This window comes from Negadavirga shengliensis (assembly GCF_042652345.1).
Lineage (GTDB): Bacteria > Bacteroidota > Bacteroidia > Cytophagales > Cyclobacteriaceae > Negadavirga > Negadavirga shengliensis.
The window spans coordinates 457,043-480,192 of sequence record NZ_JBHSJJ010000003.1 but is presented as its reverse complement, the minus strand read 5'-3'; the positions used below and the strand labels follow the sequence as shown (position 1 = coordinate 480,192).

General features: G+C 45.1%; 22 protein-coding genes. 7 read left to right on the top strand and 15 right to left on the bottom strand.

The window, feature by feature from the left end; all coding sequences use genetic code 11:
- Window positions 1–61 precede the first annotated feature (61 nt).
- The 4 genes from ACFPFU_RS07465 to ACFPFU_RS07450 form a co-directional block, all read right to left on the bottom strand.
- Window positions 62–607 carry an NUDIX domain-containing protein gene (locus ACFPFU_RS07465; protein WP_377063065.1) on the bottom strand — a complete coding sequence of 182 codons (546 nt, stop codon included), beginning with the start codon at window positions 605–607 and terminating at the stop codon, window positions 62–64.
- A 58-nt stretch (window positions 608–665) separates the two neighbouring features.
- On the bottom strand, window positions 666–1,148 hold the full coding sequence (locus ACFPFU_RS07460; protein ID WP_377063063.1) for an Lrp/AsnC family transcriptional regulator: 483 nt from the start codon (window positions 1,146–1,148) through the stop codon (window positions 666–668).
- Between the two features lie 210 nt (window positions 1,149–1,358).
- The gene (locus tag ACFPFU_RS07455) at window positions 1,359–2,552 is read right to left on the bottom strand and encodes a tetratricopeptide repeat protein (protein WP_377063061.1); all 1,194 of its coding nucleotides are present in this window, start codon (window positions 2,550–2,552) and stop codon (window positions 1,359–1,361) included.
- 271 nt (window positions 2,553–2,823) lie between these two features.
- Window positions 2,824–4,008, bottom strand: a complete 1,185-nt coding sequence (locus ACFPFU_RS07450; RefSeq protein ID WP_377063059.1) for an NAD(P)-dependent oxidoreductase — start codon at window positions 4,006–4,008, stop codon at window positions 2,824–2,826.
- Window positions 4,009–4,392: 384 nt separating this feature from the next.
- Between ACFPFU_RS07450 and ACFPFU_RS07445 the strand changes: the two genes are divergently transcribed.
- A complete protein-coding gene (locus ACFPFU_RS07445) occupies window positions 4,393–7,365 on the top strand; it encodes a glycosyltransferase family 117 protein (RefSeq protein WP_377063057.1) in 2,973 nt (990 codons plus the stop codon).
- A 49-nt stretch (window positions 7,366–7,414) separates the two neighbouring features.
- Here ACFPFU_RS07445 and ACFPFU_RS07440 read toward each other — a convergent pair whose 3' ends face one another.
- Window positions 7,415–8,197 (bottom strand): class I SAM-dependent methyltransferase, encoded by a 783-nt coding sequence (locus ACFPFU_RS07440; protein WP_377063055.1) that lies wholly within the window; start codon window positions 8,195–8,197, stop codon window positions 7,415–7,417.
- Window positions 8,198–8,272: 75 nt separating this feature from the next.
- Between ACFPFU_RS07440 and ACFPFU_RS07435 the strand changes: the two genes are divergently transcribed.
- The 6 genes from ACFPFU_RS07435 (at window position 8,273) to ACFPFU_RS07410 (ending at window position 13,630) form a co-directional block, all read left to right on the top strand.
- Window positions 8,273–9,493 (top strand): GWxTD domain-containing protein, encoded by a 1,221-nt coding sequence (locus tag ACFPFU_RS07435; RefSeq protein ID WP_377063053.1) that lies wholly within the window; start codon window positions 8,273–8,275, stop codon window positions 9,491–9,493.
- Window positions 9,466–10,251: a 23S rRNA (guanosine(2251)-2'-O)-methyltransferase RlmB gene (rlmB, locus tag ACFPFU_RS07430; protein WP_377063051.1), complete on the top strand. Its 786-nt coding sequence runs from the start codon at window positions 9,466–9,468 to the stop codon at window positions 10,249–10,251. The genes ACFPFU_RS07435 and rlmB overlap by 28 nt, the downstream gene beginning before the upstream one ends.
- A gap of 19 nt (window positions 10,252–10,270) precedes the next feature.
- Window positions 10,271–11,632 carry a DNA recombination protein RmuC gene (locus tag ACFPFU_RS07425; protein ID WP_377063049.1) on the top strand — a complete coding sequence of 454 codons (1,362 nt, stop codon included), beginning with the start codon at window positions 10,271–10,273 and terminating at the stop codon, window positions 11,630–11,632.
- 763 nt (window positions 11,633–12,395) lie between these two features.
- Window positions 12,396–12,677 carry a type II toxin-antitoxin system RelE/ParE family toxin gene (locus ACFPFU_RS07420; RefSeq protein ID WP_377063047.1) on the top strand — a complete coding sequence of 94 codons (282 nt, stop codon included), beginning with the start codon at window positions 12,396–12,398 and terminating at the stop codon, window positions 12,675–12,677.
- A 10-nt stretch (window positions 12,678–12,687) separates the two neighbouring features.
- Entirely contained in the window at window positions 12,688–12,978 is a 291-nt protein-coding gene (locus ACFPFU_RS07415; protein WP_377063045.1) for a HigA family addiction module antitoxin, read from the top strand.
- A 148-nt stretch (window positions 12,979–13,126) separates the two neighbouring features.
- On the top strand, window positions 13,127–13,630 hold the full coding sequence (locus tag ACFPFU_RS07410) for a hypothetical protein (protein ID WP_377063043.1): 504 nt from the start codon (window positions 13,127–13,129) through the stop codon (window positions 13,628–13,630).
- Between the two features lie 204 nt (window positions 13,631–13,834).
- Here ACFPFU_RS07410 and ACFPFU_RS07405 read toward each other — a convergent pair whose 3' ends face one another.
- The 10 genes from ACFPFU_RS07405 to ACFPFU_RS07360 all read right to left on the bottom strand — a co-directional run bounded on the left by ACFPFU_RS07405 (window position 13,835) and on the right by ACFPFU_RS07360 (window position 23,038).
- The gene (locus ACFPFU_RS07405; protein WP_377063041.1) at window positions 13,835–14,452 is read right to left on the bottom strand and encodes a SprT-like domain-containing protein; all 618 of its coding nucleotides are present in this window, start codon (window positions 14,450–14,452) and stop codon (window positions 13,835–13,837) included.
- A gap of 19 nt (window positions 14,453–14,471) precedes the next feature.
- A complete protein-coding gene (locus tag ACFPFU_RS07400) occupies window positions 14,472–15,845 on the bottom strand; it encodes a hypothetical protein (protein ID WP_377063039.1) in 1,374 nt (457 codons plus the stop codon).
- A 25-nt stretch (window positions 15,846–15,870) separates the two neighbouring features.
- Window positions 15,871–16,956, bottom strand: coding sequence for a dipeptidase (locus tag ACFPFU_RS07395; protein WP_377063037.1), 1,086 nt, complete (start codon window positions 16,954–16,956; stop codon window positions 15,871–15,873).
- A gap of 10 nt (window positions 16,957–16,966) precedes the next feature.
- Window positions 16,967–17,350, bottom strand: a complete 384-nt coding sequence (locus ACFPFU_RS07390) for a RidA family protein (protein ID WP_377063035.1) — start codon at window positions 17,348–17,350, stop codon at window positions 16,967–16,969.
- A gap of 27 nt (window positions 17,351–17,377) precedes the next feature.
- Window positions 17,378–18,202, bottom strand: a complete 825-nt coding sequence (locus tag ACFPFU_RS07385; protein WP_377063033.1) for an SDR family oxidoreductase — start codon at window positions 18,200–18,202, stop codon at window positions 17,378–17,380.
- Complete coding sequence (locus ACFPFU_RS07380; protein WP_377063031.1) at window positions 18,195–18,971, bottom strand: SDR family oxidoreductase; 777 nt, start codon at window positions 18,969–18,971, stop codon at window positions 18,195–18,197. Before ACFPFU_RS07380 ends, ACFPFU_RS07385 begins: the two co-directional genes overlap by 8 nt.
- 1 nt (window position 18,972) lies before the next feature.
- Window positions 18,973–19,893: a Gfo/Idh/MocA family protein gene (locus ACFPFU_RS07375; RefSeq protein WP_377063029.1), complete on the bottom strand. Its 921-nt coding sequence runs from the start codon at window positions 19,891–19,893 to the stop codon at window positions 18,973–18,975.
- A 9-nt stretch (window positions 19,894–19,902) separates the two neighbouring features.
- Window positions 19,903–20,859, bottom strand: a complete 957-nt coding sequence (locus ACFPFU_RS07370; RefSeq protein ID WP_377063027.1) for an aldo/keto reductase — start codon at window positions 20,857–20,859, stop codon at window positions 19,903–19,905.
- Window positions 20,856–21,659 (bottom strand): HpcH/HpaI aldolase family protein, encoded by an 804-nt coding sequence (locus tag ACFPFU_RS07365; RefSeq protein ID WP_377063025.1) that lies wholly within the window; start codon window positions 21,657–21,659, stop codon window positions 20,856–20,858. The genes ACFPFU_RS07370 and ACFPFU_RS07365 overlap by 4 nt, the downstream gene beginning before the upstream one ends.
- An 89-nt stretch (window positions 21,660–21,748) precedes the next feature.
- Window positions 21,749–23,038: an exo-alpha-sialidase gene (locus ACFPFU_RS07360; RefSeq protein WP_377063023.1), complete on the bottom strand. Its 1,290-nt coding sequence runs from the start codon at window positions 23,036–23,038 to the stop codon at window positions 21,749–21,751.
- Window positions 23,039–23,150: the final 112 nt, after the last annotated feature.

Below are 23,150 nucleotides of genomic sequence, written 5' to 3'. Positions count from 1 at the left end.
TCGACCTAATAATCCCTACGAAAACTGACCTTCAATGCCCCGGGGTTTCCCGATAGTTGGCTCACCCTCTTTGTTGTATAACCAACTGTGTTTTCAACAATGCTGCAATACTGATGGCATCTGTGATTTCTCCGGATAAGACCATTTCAATCGCCTTTTGAAATGGAACCTTACGTATTTTGAGGTCTTCAGTATCATCAAATTGCGGTTCCCCTTCCGTAAGCTGCTCTGCCAGGAAGACAAACCCCTCCTCATCAGTCACTGAGTTGGAGGTATGTATCCTCATGATGTTGGTCCAGCGTGCCGCAGACATCCCAGTCTCTTCTTTCAATTCTCTTTTTGCACTTTCAAGCACGTCTTCCAGGATAGGCCCTCCTCCCATGGGGATTTCCCAGGTATATTCCTCCAAAGTATACCGGTACTGTCCCACCAACCAGGTATTCATGGCCTTATCCAAAGGTACGATACCGATGGCTTTGTTTTTGAAGGAGACGACACCATAGATTCCTTCCGTATTGTTGGGTGTGATTACCTGATGTTCTGCCACCCGGATCCATGGGTTATCATATACGATTTTTTCCGAGAGTTTTTTCCAAGGATTTTCCATTGCAAAAAAAAAAGGTGACTTTGAGCCACCCTTGATAAAATTTGGTTTTTAATATTATTTATGCGGGTATTGGCAATACTTTACTGTCTTTGAAAGTAGAAAGAATAACCATGGATTGCATGGAATCCACTTCCTTGATCTCACTTACCTTTTCCAGCATCAGCTTTTGATAGGAAGTGATATCTTTTGAAATAATTTTCAGGATAAAATCTCCGGTACCCGTGATATGATGACATTCTATGACTTCAGGGATCTGGTTTATCTCTTTCATGAAAGCATCAATGTTAGATTTGTTATGCCCAATAAGGCCTACCAACACGAAAGTACTTACCCCAAGACCGATTTTTTCCGGGTCCAATTTAGCATGGTAACTTTTGATGATACCGGACTGTTCCAGCTTTTTTACTCTTTCTAGGGTTGGCGCGGGGGATAGACCTATGTCTTTAGATAGCTGAGCATTGGTGATTTTTGCATTGGCCTGAAGAATTTCTAAAATTTTACGGTCTATTTTGTCAAATTTTACTTTTATGTTATTATCCATATTATAAAGAATTTACCGAATTATATGTTGTGCAAAGTTAATCCAATTTAAATTTATTTTAAAGATATTTACGAAAAAAACGTTGCAGTGGACAAAATATTGTTACAAAATTGTCTAAATAATTAAAATAATTACGTCAACCGTTGTATATATCTTAGAAAAATTCAAATTTCCTGCTGATTTTACAATCACTTAAACGCTTAATCTATTCTAAAGTTTATTCTTTTTGACAAAGTCCCTGGCTTCCTTATGCGCCGGATGTTTCCGCTTGGCGTATTTTTTCACCTGGTCAAAATAGTTCCGGGCGCTTTTCCTGTCTTTTTCTTCAAAGGAGATTTTACCCAGTTGGATAAGTGAATACAGGTAATACCCGCTTTCCTGGGTTTCTGATTCTTCACCAAAAGCAATCGTTCTCAAGTAATATTTTTTCGCTTGGTCCAACTGCCCCATTTTTTCAAAATGTTGCCCTACAAAAAAAGCGGCGTAGCGGCCACTATTGGCCTCGTATCCAAACCATTTTTCATCGATCCTCCTTAAAATCTCCAAGGAAACCTGCATGGCATCCACTCCCCGGCCAACGGCATACAGCTGCCTTGCATAAAACCGGTGAAAATAAGGGTTGTTAGGGTATTTTTCATGTAGATAGGAAGTGATGCTGAGGGCCTTAAAGGGGTTTTTCTCTTCTGAAGCATAGAGCCTGAATAAGAAATACTGGGCTTCAACCCTCGCGTAAAACGCATTTTCTGCCACCTCCTCAAGCTGCTTCAAACCAAGGTCTTTGTCCCCTTTTGGGAAGAGCATCATGATCGGCTTCAAAAGCGGATAATTCTTTGGAATCCACACCGAAAAATAATTGAACAAGGCGTCCCCCAGCAACAGCTCAGGGTTGAGCTCTTCCTCTCCTTTGCTGAGTTCAAGGTATTTCAATGCGTTTTTACCGGCAAAAGCAGCTTTGGTCCAATTTTGCCTTTCACTGTAAAGCCTTCCCTGAAAACCATAAGCAGCCGACAAAAAGAAAGCCGCTTCTTTATTATCCTCCTCCCTGTCAATAATTTTTTTCGCTTTTTCTATCGAGATGTCCGTATACCTCAGAAAAGCCTCATCATATTTTTTGTTTTCGGTATCTACAGCGATTTTCCACCACTGGCTCAGTCCCATCAAAAAATAAGGCAGGGGATGGTCCGGATAAGTATAACGCATTACCTCAAATCCCCTCTCTGCGGTTTGGAAATCAAAATTGTACATGCTGTTGACCGCCTCGGTGATCCGAAACTGCAGCCCTTTGTCCAACAACAGGTATTGGGAAGACTCGCCTATGTTGGTGATGGGGGATTCTGACATTTGGGCATTAGCCGGAAAGCCCATAGCAATCCCTACAATCATTAGAAAATAACTGAAAACCATTATTTTAACCGCACCTCGGTGCAAAACCTTTTTTCCTGTATTTTTCATTATCAACAATCAGCAACAAAAAAAAACAATAATTAATTCTGAAACCGGTCCGTTTTTTATCCGCTAACCTTATACGTTGTTATATTTATTTAACGATCAAAAAGAAACGGTATTTCAACAATAAAGTTGCTCAAAAAAAAAATCAGATCCATTAAACCAGGTTCACCTCTCGGAAACCTGGATAATGGACCTGAAAACAGCAATAAGATTAAAAAATAACAGCTTACCTTTTGACCACCGCTTTCGGTGCGGCCTCGCTTTCTTCAAGGGTTTGCATCCATGCAGTCAATGCCAGTGAGTCAGGGACATCTACATCGTCAAAAGTTACCACTTGCCCCGGTTCAATATCCCTTTTTATATGTACTTCATTCAGAAGCCCAATCGGAACATGGTAAGCGGCCTCTTCGATTTTTACCGCCTCACCCCTTACTTCCATACCGCCGATACCCTTAACGATCCGGGAACCGGCCACCAGTCTTTTTTTGGCTATCGCCGCTACACTCACTGTAGGAAAATCCCCATTATCCAATAGGATTTCACCGTTGCATAACAAGTTTAGGATGCTATTGGGTATTTCAAAAAAACAAAGGTGCATGGGTTTATACAGCAAGTAAAACGGTCCCTTACCCAGCTTGTAGGTCATGAGTTCGGGCGCCAGGTCCTCCTGGTGGGTCGCGGTAATGAAAACACCGGGAGGTGCTTCTTTAGAAATGATATAATCACTCAGCACTTTTCCTCTCCTTCGGGCCTCTTCACCCAAGGCAAAAGCCCCTTTCTCAAAATCATTGGTCTCATATCCTATTAACCCTTGCCTTGCAATATCCACTCCCAACCCATTGGCGACCATCGCCTGTTCGATCTGCAGTTTTGTGCCGTCTGTAAAAGAGGTTACAGAGCTAAGGCTGTATCCCTGTTTTTGGGCCCAATAAAGCATGTCCTCCAGTGAAGGGGATCTGTTTAAAAAACCCTTGATATTGCCATATACAAGTGGCTTAAAACCCATCTGCAAAACCTCTTTGTTCAGCGCGGCCAAACATCCGGGCTGATCTCCATTGGCTTCCGTGATCACCCCACGTTTAGACAACCAAGAACCTGAGACCACTTGGGTATCGGCATCCATTGTCACCACCGGCACACCAAAGGTGAAGGCCATATCAATGATCTTGGTGGAATAAACAGGGTCCCCGGTGCTTACCACAATGACATCGGAAGATTCCATAACCCGCTCCGGCTCATGGGTCAAATATTCCCGATCCACTCCCAAATCCTCTATAACTCCCTTTCTGCGGGTCAATATCTTGGAAATAACCATGTCTGGTCTTCTCACGATGAGTTTGGCCAAACCCCTTCCTATTCCGCCTGTGCCGACTATTCCTACTCTAAATAATTTAACGAAATGGTTTTTCATAACTAAAAATATGTATCTTAATAAGCACTAACTCGCTGTAAATATATAAAAGTATTTTTTAAAACCCATTTTTTTGTATTTAAAATACATAAAATTTGAGTTAAAATTTAAACTATTTTTCAGAATAATAACCTACAAAAGAAATATAAATCAATAAAACATATTTTAAATTACTCATATTACATGTATTAACATCTTAAAAAACAGAAAATAAAAAAATTAATTGCTAAAAATTATTTTTTTTTACGCTTCCCAAATCCGGGGCCACCCGTTGATCGGGCTTAATCGGACTTCATCCCTGTAATGAGGATTTTAAATTCTGTTAAATAACCGATTATTCCTGAATAATTTTTTATTTTCGCTTTTCAAAAATATTTGAATGCCATGGTAAATTACGCAAGGGTCAACAACCTAACCGGTTGGGTAGTTTTTTTTGTTTCTTTCCTTACATATGTATTTACGGTAGAAGAAACAGCGAGCTTTTGGGACCCAGGGGAATTCATAGCCGTGGCTTATAAACTTCAGGTGCCCCATCCACCAGGCGCTCCCTTTTTTTTATTGGTCTACCGGATGTTCAGTTTTATGGCATTCGGGGATGTTCTCCAGATAGCCTATTGGATGAACATTGGCAGCGCTTTATTTTCCGGCCTGACCATCCTCTTTTTATTTTGGACCATTACCTTGCTGTCAAGAAAACTTTTCCAAATCAAGATAGGGGAGGAAAGTAAAGGACAGACCATCTCCATCATGGGGGCCGGTATCACAGGCGCTTTGGCGTATGCTTTCTCTGACAGCTTTTGGTTTTCAGCAGTAGAAGCAGAAGTTTATGCCATGTCATCCTTCTTTACGGCCATCGTCATTTGGGCTTTCTTGAAATGGGATGTCATAGAAGATCCCAAAGCAGAAAACAAATACATGGTGTTCATCGCCTACTTGGTTGGACTCTCCATCGGGGTTCACCTGTTGAACCTGGTAACACTTCCGGCTTTGGCTTTGGTAGTATATTTTAAAAAATACAAAAACCCCAACTTGAAAGGGGGCATCATCGCTTTTCTATTGGGGGGAGTGGCGTTAGTTATCATCAACAACATTGTTATTCCCGGTTTGCCCAGTGTCGCCGGTTCCATGGAAATTTTCTTTGTGAACAGCCTGGGATTACCCTTTGGATCAGGAATCATCGTTTTTGTCATCTTGTTTATCGGGGGATTGATAGCCGCCATCCGTCATTCCATCAATCACCGAAAAGTCATCCTCAACACGGTTCTCATTTGCCTCACCTTTATCCTTATCGGTTATGGGTCTTATGCACTCATCGTCATCAGGGCAAACGCAGATACCGTCATCAACGAAAATGATCCGAAAGACATCATCAGTTTTGTAAGCTACTTAAAGAGGGAACAATACGGCTATCGTCCGTTGTTCCACGGTCAATATTTCACCGCAGAAATCGTAGACCAAACTGAAGGCGCGCCCGTATATGCGAAGGGAAAAGAAAAATATGAAATTGTAGATTACCAATTGGTCAATGAATACGATCCCAACAGAACGACCATTTTTCCGAGAATATATTCCACCCAGGAAAGACATAAACAGATCTACCGTTCCAAATTGGGGCTAAGGGAAGGTGAGGAACCCACCTTTGCAGACAACCTGTATTTTATGTTTGACCACCAGCTGGGCCACATGTATTGGCGGTATTTTATGTGGAATTTCTCCGGAAGGGAAAGTGATTTCAGCGACGCGCCTTTCATGAGTCTGTGGACTACGATAAGCACGGAGTTTCCTGAATATATAAAAAACAACAAGGCTCACAATAACTATTTTATGCTGCCCTTGATTTTAGGGCTTATCGGCATGTTTTTCCAAGCCAAATATGATGTGAAATCTTTTTGGCTGACGATGATGCTCTTTCTGATGATGGGTGTGGTACTGGTACTCTACCTCAATTCGCCTCCGGTCGAACCGCGGGAAAGGGATTACATCTATGTAGGTTCTTTTTATGCATTTGCCATATGGATAGGCTTTGGAGTCCTGGCCTTGGCACACCAGATCGGAAAAATCAACAAGAACCTGGCTACTGCGGGACTCGTGGCCACCCTCATTGCCTTTCCCATACCGGCTATCATGGCGATCCAGAACTGGGATGATCATGATCGGGGAGGACGGTATTTCTCCGTGGATTCTGCCAGGAATTTTCTGGCCTCCTGCGCTCCCAATGCCATCCTGTTTACCGGGGGGGACAATGATACTTTCCCTCTTTGGTATGTGCAGGAAGTGGAAGGATTCCGGACAGATGTACGGGTGATCGTTCTGAGTTACTTTGATACGGATTGGTACGTAAAACAGATGACAAGGCCTGTAAACGACTCCCCCGCCCTGGACTTTACCCTTGATTACGACAATTTCAAAAAAGGGACCAACGACGTACTTTACATTACCGAAAGGGGGCTGGAAAGCCTTGCGTTAAGAGATTATTTGAAACTATTGAAAAGCGGGAGCGATTTGCTGAAACTGAGTTCCGGCAGAACGGGCACCATCAATATGGTCCCCTCAAGAAACCTTTCTTTGGATGTAGATGCCGAAAAGGTGAATGAGCTTGGGGTGGTACCGGAAGCTTTTGAGGACCTGAAAATCCCCAGATTGAACATCCGTTTAAAAGGCAATTATGTCACGAAAGGAACCCTTATGCTTCTGGACTTGATTGCTACCAATAATTGGGAAAGACCCATTTACTTTAACAATACCTCATTGGCCACCATCGGCTTTGATATGAGTGACCATGTGGTGATGGAAGGGCTTACCTATCGGCTGCTGCCTATCCAAAAACCGGATAACCAGGATGAGTTGGTAAATACGGAAGTAGCTTATACCAATGTGATGGAAAATTTTGCCTTCCGGGGCATGGATAATCCAGACAATTATTTTGACGACGAATACAGAAGATTCACTTCCAATCACAGAAGCGTATTGAACAGCATTACCATAGGCTTAATGGATGAAGACGAAATGGATAAAGCCAGGGATATTCAGCTTCTGAGTCTGGAAAAATTTCCCAATGAGGCCATTTCTTATGATTTGGCCAGCGGCCAGTCCGTCCCACTCTTGTTCGAGCTGGGCCTGGATGAAAAAGCACTGGATGTCATAGAAAAAATGTCCAATAGAGCCTTGGAAATGTTGGATTTCTATAACCGGACCGGAAGGTCTATTGACAGGGAAGCCAGTATTTCCGTAGAAATGCTCCGGTACTTTATCCCGGTGTTGAAGGAAAAAGGGTATCCCGAGGAGGCCAGCCGGTTACAGAACCAATTTGAGCGGATATTTGGGGAGATGGGAGGTCAACGGATAAACAGACGATAGTGACGGTTCCTATAAGGAAATGAAAAAACATAATTAAGAACGACGGGGATTAATTCCCGTCTTTTTTCAAAATATAGAAAAGATCTAAAGCTTCGTCAGGATCATCTACAAGCAAATAGTCTGTGTGCTGGATAGCTGTCACCGCATGACCCTGCTCTTTGTGCAGTTTATTCCTGTTGAATCGGTTCAGGATTTCATACGGTATCCTTAAAAGAGCCGCTGGCAGGCGGTATTGGAGGTTAAGGACATCCCATCGGGTTATCTTGTTAACCGATTGTCGGTTGGCCTCATGATACTCCCATACCTTTTCATTTCCCCCGATCCCTTTTGCTTCCACATTTGCGAATATTCCGTTGCAAAGTTGTTTTAACTGCTCAGGCGTATATTCCCTGATATGCCAAGGATTTCTGCTTAAGGAAAACCTGATATTTGGCGTGGAAATCAGCGCGGTCCCGCCAGGTTTCAGCACCCTGTGGATCTCTTCCAAAAACAACCTGTCGTTTTGTATATGCTCAATTACCTGAAAACTGACTATCGTATCAAATTTATCGGAAGGGATATCTGATAGTGGGGGAATAAAGGCTTGTTCGAATGTGCAATCCGGGAACTTCCTGCGTAGCCGATCAATAACTTCTTTAATTTTATCCAAGCCTTGGTAATGGTCTACCAGAGGAGCCAGGGTTTCCACTCCCCGGCCCTCCCCGCAACCTATTTCCAGCAAATCCCCCTTTACCAATGGCTTTGCCGCAATGTATGCCTTTAGTAAGCGTTGATGAATTGGATTATCACTTATCAACTTATCGGAAGTAATTTCCGTTGTATAGGTAGCCATTTAAAATTTTATTATTTTGAACAAAATTAAGGTTAATTTTTAAAACCAGCTATGGAAAAAATAAAGACATGCCATATGAAAAAAATCGCAGGAAGTCTGGCCATGCTTTTACTTACATTGTCAGTCTGTGCTCAAACCAATCTTCAAAACCTCAACCAGAGCCTGCGCTATTCCAGGTATTCAAGAATTTCTCTAAAAGCCATCCCGGTTCAGACCGCGCCAAGGGTCTTCAATTTACAGCTTGTCGCCGAGAAAATCGAGGAAAATGCACAATTTGAGGACTACCTTTTTTCATACACCATTGTCAACAGTTTCACCCACAATATCACGGATGATATGATCGTGGCTTTGGACAAAGATCTTTTAAAAAAGGACACCGAGAGCCATTTCTATTTTGAAGAAACCGTGGAAATTCCGGCTGAGGAAGAGGAAGCTTATGTGATTTTCAGAGCCACTGATACCCGGCAAGGCGATGAATATGTTTATCATATAGACCTGATCAGTCCTTTTGTTCCCGAACACCCCAACTTTGGGGCTTACTATGGCAACAACATTCCATTTGACCAGGCCTTTTTAAATATTGAGGAGTCGTTACTCTTTAAAAGCCAGGAGGGGGTTAACCTTTTCAGCTTTTATTACCCCGAGGAATTCCCTTTGCCTTTACCCCCGATGGAGACCAAACCTGCACCTGTGGCCAAAGAAGTCGAAGTGGAAGAGGAGGGCTCTTTCCTGGTCAATACGCCGCGGCAATTTGAAAAAGAAGGATATTATTTCATACAGTCTGACACAGGTTCCAACACAGGAATCTTATTGAAAACCGCCGAAAAAACGTTCCCCAGGGTCTCCACCTGGGAAGAAATGATACAGATGGTCACCTATATTTCTACCAGAAAGGAGCATGAAGCGCTTTTACAGGCAGAAAACAAAAAACGGGCTTTGGATGAATATTGGATCAAAATGACCAGAAGCGAAGACACCGCCAAAAAACTGATTAAGGAATATTTCCGGCAGATCGAGTTTGCCAATATCCTCTTTACGGATTTCAAGGAGGGATGGGCCACCGACAGGGGGATGGTCTACACGATCATGGGACCGCCTCAAGAAGTCTATTTTAACGTGGATAAAGAGACTTGGATTTACCTTCCCCAGGACTCAAATTCAAAAATTACCTTTACCTTTGCCCGGGTAAAAAATATGCTCACACCTAACTATTACAAACTAAACCGGTCCAGGGCCTATCAGCCCGAGTGGTTCAAAACCATAACAGCATGGAGAAACGGAAGGATGGCTTTCTGATCGACAAAAAGGAAAACCAAAAGGATTTTATTTTCGGCATCAGGTCCGTCATGGAAGCGCTGAATGCAGAAAAAGAGGTAGATAAAATACTTGTCAACAAAGAACTGAAGGGTGAGCTTTTATCGGAGCTGCTTGACCTGGCCAGAACCAAACGCATCCCCATCACCAAGGTGCCGGAAGGGAAACTGAACCGGATCACCCGAAAAAACCACCAGGGTGTGGTGGCCTATGTTTCGGCCATCGCATACGCTTCCCTGGACAATGTCATCGACGCCTGCTACACCAAAGGTGTTTCCCCACTGGTTTTGATGCTGGACAGGATCACCGACGTGCGGAATTTCGGAGCCATTGCCAGAACGGCCGAGGTGGCAGGGGTACACGCGATCGTCATTCCGGAAAGGGGCAGCGCCCAGATCAATTCCGATGCCGTAAAGACCTCCGCCGGCGCCCTGAACTATATCCCTGTATGCCGGGTCAAAAACCTGTATTACACCCTTAAGGATTTGAAAAAAATGGGGCTCCAGGCCATTGGAGTGACCGAAAAGACGGACAGAAAAATGTATGAGGCGGATTTCAGCTCTCCCGCCGTGCTCGTCGTGGGTTCAGAAGAAGACGGCATTTCACCGGACTTGATGGGAATATGTGACGGGTATGTTCAGATCCCTATGTTGGGAAATATTGAAAGCCTGAATGTGTCGGTGGCCACGGGTATCGTTATCTACGAGGCGGTGAGACAGAGGATGCCGGAAGGATCATGACCTAATACAACAATTTGATATGGAAATAGGGATGGGTATACTGATATTTTTTGTTTGCCTGCTGCTTTTCTGGCTGGTCCGGAACATCTATCTGGAAAACCAAAGGCTTGTCCAAACCCGGGAAACCGCCCAATCGCTGATTTCCGAAAATGAAATTCTAAAAGAAAAAAACAGGACGCTCGCTTCTTCCCAGGACCAACTGCATCGGGATATTGAAAGGTTATCGGAACAGACAAAGTTGCTGGAAAAGGAAAAACACACAGCCGATCTGGAAAACAATTCCCTGCGACACCGGATCAATTCCCTTGAAGAAAAGCTTTCTTTCCAAGAGCAGGAGCTGGAAAAAATGGGAAAGCGGTTTCAAAACGAATTTGAAGTCCTTGCCAACAGGATCCTGGAAGAAAAATCACGGAAATTTTCCTTACAGAATCAGGAGAATATCGGGAAAATCCTTCAGCCTTTGGGCAAGGAACTGGAGGCTTTTAAAAAACAGGTACAGGAAACCTATGACAGGGAATCGAAGGAAAGGTTTTCCCTGGAGAGGAAAGTGAAAGAACTGGCCGAACTGAACCTGCAGATCAGCCAGGAAGCCAAAAACCTTACCCAGGCGTTGAAGGGAAATGCCAAGATCCGGGGAAACTGGGGGGAAGCCATTTTGGAAACCATTCTTCAGAATTCCGGGCTGGAGAAAAACAGGCATTACAGCATCCAGGAATTTTTGAGAGACGAAGCAGGGAACCCCCTTTTGGGAATGGATGGCAAAAAGATGCAGCCCGATGTCATTATCCATTATCCCGACCAGAGAAAGGTGATCATTGACTCCAAAGTTTCTTTGCTGGCCTATGAAAAGTACAGCATCGCCACGGAGGAAACGGACCAACAAACTTTTCTTGCTTCCCACCTCAAAGCGGTAAGGACGCACATCGACCAGCTCTCTTCAAAAAATTACGAATCCTATTCCAAGGTGCTGGATTTTGTGATCATGTTCATTCCGCTTGAGGCAGCGTATATTGCCATTCTGCAAGCGGATTCAAAAATATGGGAATATGCCTACAAAAAGCGGGTGTTGATGATCAGCAGCAGCAATCTCATAGCCGCCCTGAAAATGATCAAGGACCTTTGGATCAGGGATGACCAAAACAAATACGCTTTACAGATTGCAGACCGGGGAGGAAAAATGTACGATAAGTTCGTGGCCTTCCTTGGCAATTTGGAAGATGTGGGAAAACATCTGGAAAGGTCCCAGGAAAGCTATGACACGGCTTTGAAACAGCTGAAAACCGGGAAAGGCAACCTTGTGTCCCAGGCGGAAAAGCTCCGGGAGCTGGGGGTGAGTGCCAAAAGCCAAATCCCCGAAAAGATCGCTTCTTCCTCGAGATGAAGGAACTGGTTGTCCACCAGTGGCTGCTTACCGCATTCAACCCTTGTAGAGTGGGGGTCCCTGTCAGCTTCCCTGGTCTCCAGGGTTCCACCCTGGAATTATTGTAGGTTGCATTCCTTTGGGCTGGGAATGTAGATGACTTGGGTTTGGTAATTTAAACCGGACGATCCGGTACTGCTCTTATCCAAAGTATTTCTCCCGGTCAGACCGGAAAAGCAGGCTCTTTTTATACACGCTCATCAAGGAATGGAGTACTTGGTTCCTGCATTTTTCATTTGTTACTTTTTTGCTGCAGGTCAAAAAAGTAACCCAAAAACCCCGCCGCTACGCCGCGGCGCACAGGTGTGCATCTTTCCGGCTAAAATTTAAGGCCGCCCGCACACAGGCAAACTCGTCGGTTTTTTGGAAAGGATCGCAGTCAAATTGGCTGGGCCTACCGCCAAAAAACCTCCTCAGACATGCCTGTGCCCTTGCCTCCGCTTCTTAAATTTTTTAACGCCTGAAATCTGCAAGGCGGAAATAGCGTTTTTTCCAACCGGCGAAAGCCTTGTACCGTCACTGCAAGGATGTAATCCCGGACCAACCGGGAAAGCAAACTCCTCTTGTACGCAAGGTCGCCATGATCGCACTTGGCAAGGACGTGTTCCAAAATCCGTTACTTTCCTAGTCTGACCCGCCGTTACGCTACATAAACCTTCTCCTAAAACTTGCCCAACAAAAAACAAATACTTACTTTTAACGTTAGTAACGGAGCTCGGCATTAATGATAAAAACTTTTGGCGATAGCGCATCCGAAAAGATCTGGAATGGAATTCGGTCAAAAAAGTTGCCAAACGAAATTCAGGATGTTGCGCGTCGAAAACTAAGAATGATCAATAATGCTCAGGATGTTGGTGATCTTAGAATTCCTCCTGCAAACAGACTGGAAAAACTGAAAGGAAATCTTCAAGGTTATTACAGTATCCGCATCAACAATCAATGGCGGATCATCTTTCAATGGATTAATGACGATGCTTACGACATTCAAATAATAGATTACCATTAATTGAACAGGTATGGAAAAGCTTAAAAACATTCACCCGGGAGAAATCCTCTTAGAGGAATTTTTAACCCCCATGGGGATTTCTGCCTACCGTTTGGCTAAGGAAACTTTTATCCCCCAAACACGCATTTCCGAAATAATCAAAGGTAATCGCAGAATTACCGCCGATACCGCGCTGCGTTTTTCCAAATTTTTCGGGACAAGTGCAAAGTTTTGGTTGGGTCTTCAGGATGATCATGATCTGGAAGAGGAGAAAAGTCAAAAGGAGAAAGAAATCAATAAAATAAAACCTTGCCCGATATGAGGTCTTTCATGATAAATGTTCTGTCACTTATGTAGATGCGTTTTGATATTTTTTAGTAAATTATTTTTAGTTTCGGGATTATTTATTAAGTTAGTGTAGCGAACGGGTTTATTTTCACGTCTTTATAAAAACCCATATTCAGAAAGCTATGAGAAGACGATTTGTTGTTTTGACACCTATGTTGCTTTTACTGGCATTCTCTTGTTTGGAAAACGACTCCCCAGTAACACCCTTTGACGTAGAATTTCGACTATTAAATACACAAGGAGAAGCAACGACAACTTTTCAGGAAGATGAGAATATATTCTTCGAGGTCGAAATAGAAAATAACTCCGGAGAAAACCATTCCCTCTTATTTATTACTCCAAATGACTCAAATCTTATTCGGGTCTATCAAACTTTGGAAACCGAACTTGCCTTAGTTGGTTCACCCTTGGAAATTATCGCCCAAACTAATTTTATTCATGGACACCCAATTCCCGCAAATGAAACCTTCCTTTTGAAAATCCCATGGTCAGGTGATGGAATAGGGAAAAAAGTACCAAACGGTTGGAGAGTTGACCAAATTATAAACGAACCTTTAAAAAGAAGTAATTATTATGCTGAGTTGACTTTTACTGCTGAATTTCAGGAATTTATTTTAGAAGATTAAAGTATTCAGGATTGATTTTGAGGTTAGATAAATTAAAAATAAGACAGGAAAAAGTTTTACTTTTAATTGCGCCATTTTGTGTTATTTCTTCATGGTGCCAACTCCCTAGCGGCTGCTTACCGCGTTCGACCCTTGCAAGGATTGGGTTCTGGCAGCTTCCCTGGTCTCCTGGGTTCCACCTGGGGTTAATAGAGGTTGTACCCCTCACCCTGCCACGACTTCCGCATGGCTGGAAATAAGGTACCTTTTCCCGCTGGAAAGCTCCTTGCACAGCACCCTGGTCCTGCGGGTTTCCAGCTTTTCAAAAACCCTCCTTCTGAGTTCAAACCTGCTTCCTATCTTCAGATCTCCCAATAAGGCAGCACCATCGATTGTCTCTTTGGAATCGTATTTCTTCAACTCCTTCATCAAAAAATAATCCGCTCCGGTACTGGCCTTGGGATTGGCCATGTGTAACCTTAACGGGATCAGAATATCCCTGGGAAATACACTGTCGTTGAGTACAGGCATCATCAGTTGCCGGAAGGTCTTCTTCCATTCCTGCCCGTGGGGCTTTTTGGCCGACCCATATTTACTGAATACCCTGTGATGGGCCACCTCGTGGATATAGGTAATCAAAAACTGGTAAATATTCAGGTCATGATTGATGGTGATTTTCTGAACAGCCAGGTCCGCCCTGTACCTAAAATCCCCCAATTTACTGCTTCTGGACCGGGTGACGGCCAAATGGAAGGGCTCTTCTTCCCATAATGAACAACAATAAGGCAGTGCCTTGTCAGGAACCCTGTTTGTAAGCCCTTGTTTCCAAATATCCGTATTCACCCTTTGCGTTTTTCCAAAATTAATGGTTTTTGCTTTTTTTGATCATATCCGACAAAGTTTTTCTGATAATCGCTTCTGCATCGGTCTCTAGGTTGCTTATCCGGCAACGCCAGGTTTCATACCCCCCGCTTTCCAGCTCATGTGCAGGCGGCACATATCCCACATTGCCATTGGCCAGGCTGATGGTGAAATAAGGGTCATCCGTGGAATTTTCTTTTAACCGCATCCCTGTTTCCGCAAAAAATTCCCCTGGCAAGCCGCCAATCCTGGCCTTTCCTATGCCCAATACCTGCAATGGACAGGTAGCCTTGAATGGATAATCACGTAAAAGAAGCTGTTCCCTGGCATAAAGCTTTTTCAGGCCTTCCTCATCGGGAACAAGCCTTTCATACCCGCCTGTGGAAACCACGGTTCCTGCGGCTTGAAGTGCTTCTTGTGTGGGCATTCTCCGGGAAACTTCGATGATTTTTAACGAAGCCGACAATTCGAGGGAAGAATCCCATTGCAAATGCCGGATTTGAGACACCACCTTTTCGGCCAATGCCTCACCGATAAGTTGGCTTTTGGCAAAATGATCCTTGGGGTACCTGTCCTTGTTGATGAAATCCCATACATTTACATCCCCGCTGGTACCATTGCTCATCATTCCCACAAACTCTTCCCCTGCACCTAACTTTTTTTTCATCGATTCACTGAAAACACCAAAGTAATCAGCGGAAAGCGTGCCGTTTTCCCAATCTCCCACGTAATGCAGGGAATAATTGCCCAATACACTGATCCACCTCCCTTTTACACTTTGGACGGCTAAAAAGCACAATTCCGGATCAGGATTGGTTACAGGACGAAGGATTTGGGATTCCGCACCAAAGGGGTTGGTTTTTACCTGATCGGCCTGGCCCGTGACAGGGTTAAAGGGTTGATAGCTTTCTGCCATTATATACCGACGGCAAAGCACATGTTCCGGAGCCTCTACTTTGCCAAAGGCCACCTTTGCGGGCTCCAGATTTTTGAAAGCCTGCGTCACTGTGTTCAATATATAACCGGGTATTTTTTTTCTATACGCCAAGTCTGCCTGCACCAAATGGACCTCTTCCACAGCACCTGCCGCATGGGTATGGGTACTGCTGATCAAAATTTGAGAAGGGGGTATGCTGTGTTTTTGGGCCACCAAAGCCTTTGCTTCATCCAACAGCTCCTGTCCCATCACACAGATATCCACCACCACAATGGCCAAAGTCAACTTCCCATCTCTAAAAAGCAAGGCTTTGGCGTACAATGGATCATGGACGTATTGGGCATAATGGACAACAAAGTCTCCATTGATAATGGTGCCCAATGGCGGGGTGATGTCCACCTTTGCGGCACCTGCCCAGAGTTTATCCTGATGGTTCATATGCTGTTAATCATTCCTTACGGTTTCATGCCGGCAGGGCGTTTCTAAGAAAGCGCAGCCAGTTCGCGTGAAATATATTATCAATATCTTCATCATTATAGCCGCGGTCTTTCAAAAGATTTTCGAATTTTTGAAGATCGGCGATGGAATTCATGTCCCAAGGGGACTGCTCCGTTCCAAAAATTCCGTCCAGGTCACTTCCTATGGCCACATGCCGTGAATTCCCGGCAATCTGACAAATATGGTCCCAGTGATCCACCAGTTTCTCCAGTTTGATGTCCAACTGCCAAGGATCGGATATAGCATCAATGAACCGGATGTCCATGGCCCAACAATCCAGCATACCCCCTATCACAGCACCTCTCTTTATCAGTTTGCTTATCTGCTCATCGGTTAACTGCCGTTGGTGGGGAACCAGTTTTCTGACATTGTGGTGGCTTGCCCAGACAGGGCCTTGATAAATATCCATGGCTTCTTCAATGCCTTGATCAGTAAGATGGGTCACATCCAGAATCATGTTCAAGTGGCCCATTTCAGCCAACAACTCCCTGCCCTGGGAAGTAATCGGTCCTTCCGTTTTTGTCCCAGGAGCATACCTACCCGGCCCAAAATGGGACAATCCCAACGCCCTCACGCCGTATCCATAAGCTTTCCCCAAATAAGACACATCTACCAAAGAATCCGCCCCTTCCAAACTCAACAGGTACCCGATGGGCTTTTCACTGTCAGGAATTGTATCATCTTCCCACAGGTTTACCATTTCTTCCAGCCCTGTACGGCTTACAATTTGTTTCATCTCACCCAATGATTCCATTTCCCGGTACCAGGCCAGTTGGGCCTGGGTCATGGCCCAAGCCTGTTGGGGAGAGTTCCACCCGGCCAAGGCAGAATCAGGCGGAGAATACCGGGCCAACTGGGTCGCGACCACAATGCCTATTTTTCCCTTCCGGAGTTCAGGCAAACAGACCGTACCCCTGCCTCTGTCCGGCTTATCCTTCATGTGCATTTCCATTTGACGAATCCGGCTTAATTCCATTTTCAAATCCCGGTTCCACTCTATGGCATTCATGGCCAGATCCAAATGGGCATCTATGATCAGTCTTTTGCGCATAACTTTACCTTCAGGAGGGGATTTTAGCAATGCAGTCAATTTCTACCTTAAGTCCTTCAGCCAGCACGGATTGTACAGTGATCCGGGCAGGTTTTATGCCAGTGAAATAGTCTGCATACACTTTATTATAGCGGTCAAATTCATTGATATCGGCCAGGTGGACAGTACATTTGACCACGTTGTCCATGGTGCCTCCCGCAGCTTCAATGATGGCTTTGATATTATCAAGTGTCCGTCTGGTTTCTTCCTCTATAGTGCCGCGTTTAAACTCCGATGTCCCGAAATCCACGGATGCCTGTCCACTTACAAATAAAAACCCATCTACCAAGATGGCATCGGAATAGGCGCCGGTAACGAATGCGGCATCTCTTTTTGGGTGAACGATTTTCTTCATACTCAAATCTTTAAAACTACGATCATTTTACCAACATGTCCAGCCCCCATCCACCACCAGGTTATGCCCGGTGATATAGGATGATGCAGGTGAGAGCAAGAAACAGACTGCCCCGGCAATTTCCTTGACCTCCCCAACTCTCCCCAACACGGTCTTTTTTCCCAACCTTTCCACAAAATCCGGATGTTGCTCTTTTACCGAAGGGTTAGGAAACGGGCCGGGAGAAATGCTGTTACAGCGCACTTTTTTCAGCCCAAAATGCATGGCAAAATACCTGGTCATCTGAATGATTCCGGCTTTTCCCACCCCATATTCAATTGGATTTGGATTCATCGGATGTTCATAAATTTTTGGATCTGGGCTTACCATACCATACATGCTTGAAAACATTACCAAGCTGCCCCCTCCGTTGGCTGCCATGAGTTTCGCCGACTCCCTGCCCAATAAAAACCCCGCAGTGAGACCGGCTTGGTTTACCTTGTCGAAATCAGCTCCGGTCAGTTCCTCCAGACGCTTGGCGGTGGATGCATAAGCCAGGTTTACCACACCGTCTGGAGAACCCAGTTTGCGGGTCTGCTCTTCGATGAATTGGTTCAACTTATATTCCAAAGAAATGTCCACCGTGGCAGGTATGGCCATCTCCCATTTTTTATTCTGGAGAAAGTCAAAAGCCTTATCACCCATATCCGCACAGACGACCCTGGCACCTGCCTGGACCAAAAACCTCACCACAGCCCTTCCCAGATACCCCGCTCCCCCGATCACCCATATGAGTTTTCCTTTAAGGGAAAAAGCCTCCCCCCATTCATTTTCAGGATCAATCCCGATATTTTTTGTAGCGCTTTCAGGCATTGAGACCTCCGTCCATCAAGATGTTTTCCCCATTGATATAGGCACCCGCATCGGAGGCCAGAAGGACCGCAAGTCCCTTGATGTCATCCGGATTGGCCATCCGCCTTAATGGTACTTTCCTACAATAGTTATCCAGAAAAGCCTGGGGCTGATGATTAAAAAGCCCGCCAGGACTGATACAGTTAAACCGGATGTTTTTGCCCGCGTGCATTTTGGCCATGTAGCGGGTCAGGTTGATAAGACCTGCATTGTGGAAAAAATAATCCGGCGGCAAATCACCCATATCCGTGCCCTCATAATTGGAAAGGTCGGGTCCTTTCATCCCCATCATTGAACTGATATTTATCACGGATCCTCCACCGGTTTTGATGATCAAATCGGTCATTTCCCTTAACAGATCCACCATGCCGGTCGCATTGACCCTCATGGACTCCTCAAACGCAGCGATAGGGGCCCGATAACCTTTCATGGGCCGGGAGACAGCGTTGTTCACGAAGGCATCCAGGCGTCCAAATCTTTCCCATAATTCTTTTCTGAAATTCTCCACAGAATCAGTAAAGCCCTGGTCCAGAACCATGGGATGCACTTGCAAACCTTTGGAACCAAACTCCGAGGCAGTTTTCTCGGCAGAAGCAAGATTCCGTGAAGTGGTGATGACGGTCCCATCTGCTTCAGCCAGTCCCTCTACCAGGCATTTTCCATAAAGCCCGGAGCCGCCGGTCACCACAATGACTTTTCCTTTTAAACTCAACAAATCCTTTACGTGCATATCATTTCAATGAAATCACTTTTCCATCATTTTCATAACTTTCCCATGCCCCTATCACCGTCTGGATAATTGCCCGGGTTTTTGCAAAATCCAGTCTGGGAGCTCCTTCTTCCACTGAACGTACAAATTCGATCAGGTTTTCGCGGAACATCCCATAAAAATTCCTGACATCGGCCATCTTCCATCCCTCTGAACCAAAAAATGAAAGCTGAAAAGTGCCATAAATGTCCTGAAACAAATGGACCGTGGCTTTAATGCCATTCTCAAACCCAATCAACACGATATCCTGGTCCTTTTCTCCTACATGCTGCACCCAAATGGGGGCAGGATCATCCAATGTGGTAAAAAGGGCTTCCAACAAATGCACGCCGTATTTTTTCCAGTCCTTTTTTCCTACTGCGGTAACCAGCTGTACCTTCCCAAGGGATCTGAGTCCAGTTTTCACCGTACGGCATTCGGAAGCATAGCGCATGGAGGAACAGGACATGAGAAACTTTCCCTCACGCTGTTGTCTGTCAAAGTACTCCAAATCCTCCCTGGTGAATGCCAAGGGTTTGTCAATAAACAATGGCACATTTGCTTCCAGGAATGGTTTGGCCATGGCTACATGGTTTTCCGGATCATCACGGGCCAGGATCACCGCGTCCACTTCCGATATCATATCCTCCATGGAGGCCACCACATGGGGTATTTTGGTGGTTTTGGCGATGCTCTCAGCGACGGCCGTTTCCTGACACCATACATGGGTAACCTTTGCCTGGGAAATACCCAAAGTATCCTGATGAGCCTTCAGATAATCCGCCACCGCAGGATATCCCACGGAAATTATCTCTTCAGCGTCGAAAACACCGTTAATAATGGCTGACCAGGAATAGGGGTGGGCATTGCCCGGACTCATACCGATGATACCGATTTTTATCATATCAAAGTTTTATGTTAGCCACCCCATTTTATTCCAATAGGGCAAGTCGATGAATTCAGGCTTCGGAAAGCCAAGATTCCTGGCAGACATTAAACTGCTCTCATCCAGATAATGGCCGTCAGCAGCCATCAAGGCCTGCCTGAGATACTTTTCTTTATCGATTCCAACCAAAACCGCTGACACTTCCTCAAAAGACAGGGCAAACTTGATGGCCAGGGAAGGCAGGTCGCACGCATGCCGGTTCAAAAGTTCATTGTACTCCTGAATGTGACATTCTATTTCGCTTAGTGGGTCCGCAAGGTTCTTGCCTCTATCGCTCAGCAATCCTTTGAGTAACACGGAACGTATTACCACTCCCACCCCTTTCTGACGGGCCTTAGAAAACATGGCAGACTGCCTTTGATCCATCAGGTTAAAAGGCAACTGGATCACTTCCCAAACGCCGCTTTCGATGGCCGTATCCGTTTCTTCCAAAGTATACGTGGAAACGCCTATGGCTCTCACCACCCCCGCTTTCTTCAGTCTTTCGAAAACCTTTACAATATCTTCGTGCTGAAGTATCTCCTTATCCGCCTGGTGGAGCATATAAAGGTCAATGTAATCCGTGTTTAAGGCTTCCAAACTTTCTTCCAAGGATTCGGCAATCATTCTTTCTATGACTGTAGATGAAGGCAAGCCTCCCTGACTATCCCTAAAATGCCTGCATTTGGAGCAGATAATTATTTCCTCCCTGCGGGAATAAAAAGCCTTTCCCATAATGGCTTCACTTTGCCCATACATCCGTGCCGTGTCAAAAAAGTTGATCCCGCTGTCCAGAGCCATATGGAGCAACCTAATGGCCTCTTTTTCCTGGATCATGTCTTTTTCCGAACCAATACCGATGCCGTAAGGCATTCCTATTTCCACCCCGCCAAAAGCGATTTCAGAAACCTCTATATCGGTATTGCCCAAGGGTCTTTTTATCATGGCTTTTTGTAATAAAAATTGCCTTCCTTCTCAATGGAGGTTTTGTTGTAGCCAGCAATAAGCTCTTTGCAGTATTGCGTTAGGCCCACCACATCGGCCCCGATGCTTATAAACTGATAGCCCAACTTCTGATAATTTTCTACTTGGGCCACACCACCCGTAGTGCCTGCAAATTTCCCATACTTACGGGCAATTTCCGCGACATACCTCCTTGCTTCCTTGATTCTTGGATGATCCCATTCTCCCGGTGCCCCTATGGCCTGGCTAAAATCTCCAGGGCCGAAAAACAACATATCAAAGCCTTCCAACATGGCGATCTGCTCCAATTCCTCCAAAGGTTCCGGATCTTCAATCTGAAAAATTATAAACCTCTTCTCATTGGCCTCTTTCAAATAAGCCTGAAAATCCATGGCCGTATAAGCGCCATCGGCATTGCCACCGTCTATGGCCCGCATACCAAGCGGGCGAAAGCGGGTCATGTGAATGACCTTCCGGGCATCTTCTGTCCCCATAATATGTGGAACAATGATGCCTGTCGCATCCAGTTCGAGTGGCTTTACATAATCACTGTAACTACCACGGGCCACCCTGACCATGATGTCTTTGTTCTGGGATTTGGCAGCCCATATTTGAGAAACCAAAATGGACCAATCCTGACCGATGTGCTCTTGATCCACCCACAGACAGTCGAACCCAGCGATGGCTGCGATTTCCACCACGCGGGCATCCGCGAGGTTAATTTTGAAACAATTTACATTTTCACCTGCCCTGAGCTTGTCCAGCACCAGGCTATTTTTCATCCTTATGGGCATTTTGCTGGGGTTAAGGGTTTATCAAAGTTAAATCGGCTAGCATACAAAGACTATTACTTTCCTTTGGAAACATGGTACTATTTTTCAAAAAGGCCATTGGGCCGGTTCCATTGGATACGGGCAACGAACACACTGCCATCGCTGCCGTATTTCTCCACCCCTTTGGGCTGCATCCATTCCGAGACTGTAACCCACGTTTCATCAGGGCTCACATCCGTCACGCCAAAATTACCGAGCCTGGCCCCTCTTTCTGGGACCAGGATTTGTTCCGATTCCCGGATCACAACCATACGGTCAGGATCCACTTGGGCCATAAAAAGGGGGGCTCTGTGGCGAAATACATGGTCATTGCCCGCACCTCTTCTGGTATACACCAAAAACAATCCGTCGCTATGGGTTACCCAATGTTGCTGGGTATTGTAATTGCCCAAATCTGACCCATCATCAAATTTCCAGGCCCGGATCGGCTCAAAAACCAATCCGTCTTTGCTCTTTGTAACATACCCCGCGTGATCGTTTCTTAAGGTCAGGTAATAAACCCCATTAAAATACGTGAGCGAAGGTTCGTGCAGACCGCGGCTGCCGTCGTCTATGGCCAATTCATTACCCTGTTCCAGAAACTTAAGGTCTTTGCCATTAAACGCGCATCTACAAACCGTGATTCTGGAATTGCCTTTATCCGGGGTGAAATAAATGGGCAACTTGATTTCCCCATTGGCTTCGTCGTACCTTTGCACACATCCCGCACCTGCATGATGGAACTTCTGCATCCCATTCATTTCCAGTTTTTTCCATGCCGACCAAGCATTCTTTTTAGGATCATAGACAGAATACGCGGTATGCCGGGGTCGCGGATATGTCACTTTCCAATCCGGTGTATACACTATGGTGTGGCCTATTCCCAATAAAGTCCTTGTTTGTTTATGCCATTTTGGCCAAAAATCACTCACTGCCACCGGATGCCTGACTTGATTTATTTCTTCAATGGCAGGGGCCAAAGCCTGGGACTGCGCAGGTTCATCCCATGTCCTCCCAAAATCGTCAGACTTCATGCTGAGCATCCCCTTAAACACATCGCTTCCTGATAAGTCAAGGGTATTCAGCGTCATCACTACCCTCGGAGGGTCTGTTTTCTTTTTTCCGGGTATGATTCCTGCCCTGGGGTGTGCCCAGCATTTATCCCCGTCAAACAACCGGGTTGGAGAGAAAAGGTCAATGTCATAAGACAGTTCACTTTTAATATTCAATCCCTTATCAAAGAAAAAGACCGTAGGGTCAATCCCGATTAAAGAAATGCCACCGAAGAGTGAATTCTTGAGAAAAGTCCTTCGACTGCCCACTTTTTTTATTTGTCCCGGTTTTTTCATTTTTCGATCTATAACCTACAAAATACATTTTTTCTTGGGCTAATGAAAGCACCTTCCGATTACCGGCTTATTTAAATATCCAAGGGCTCCAGTGGACGCCTTCTGTAGCAGG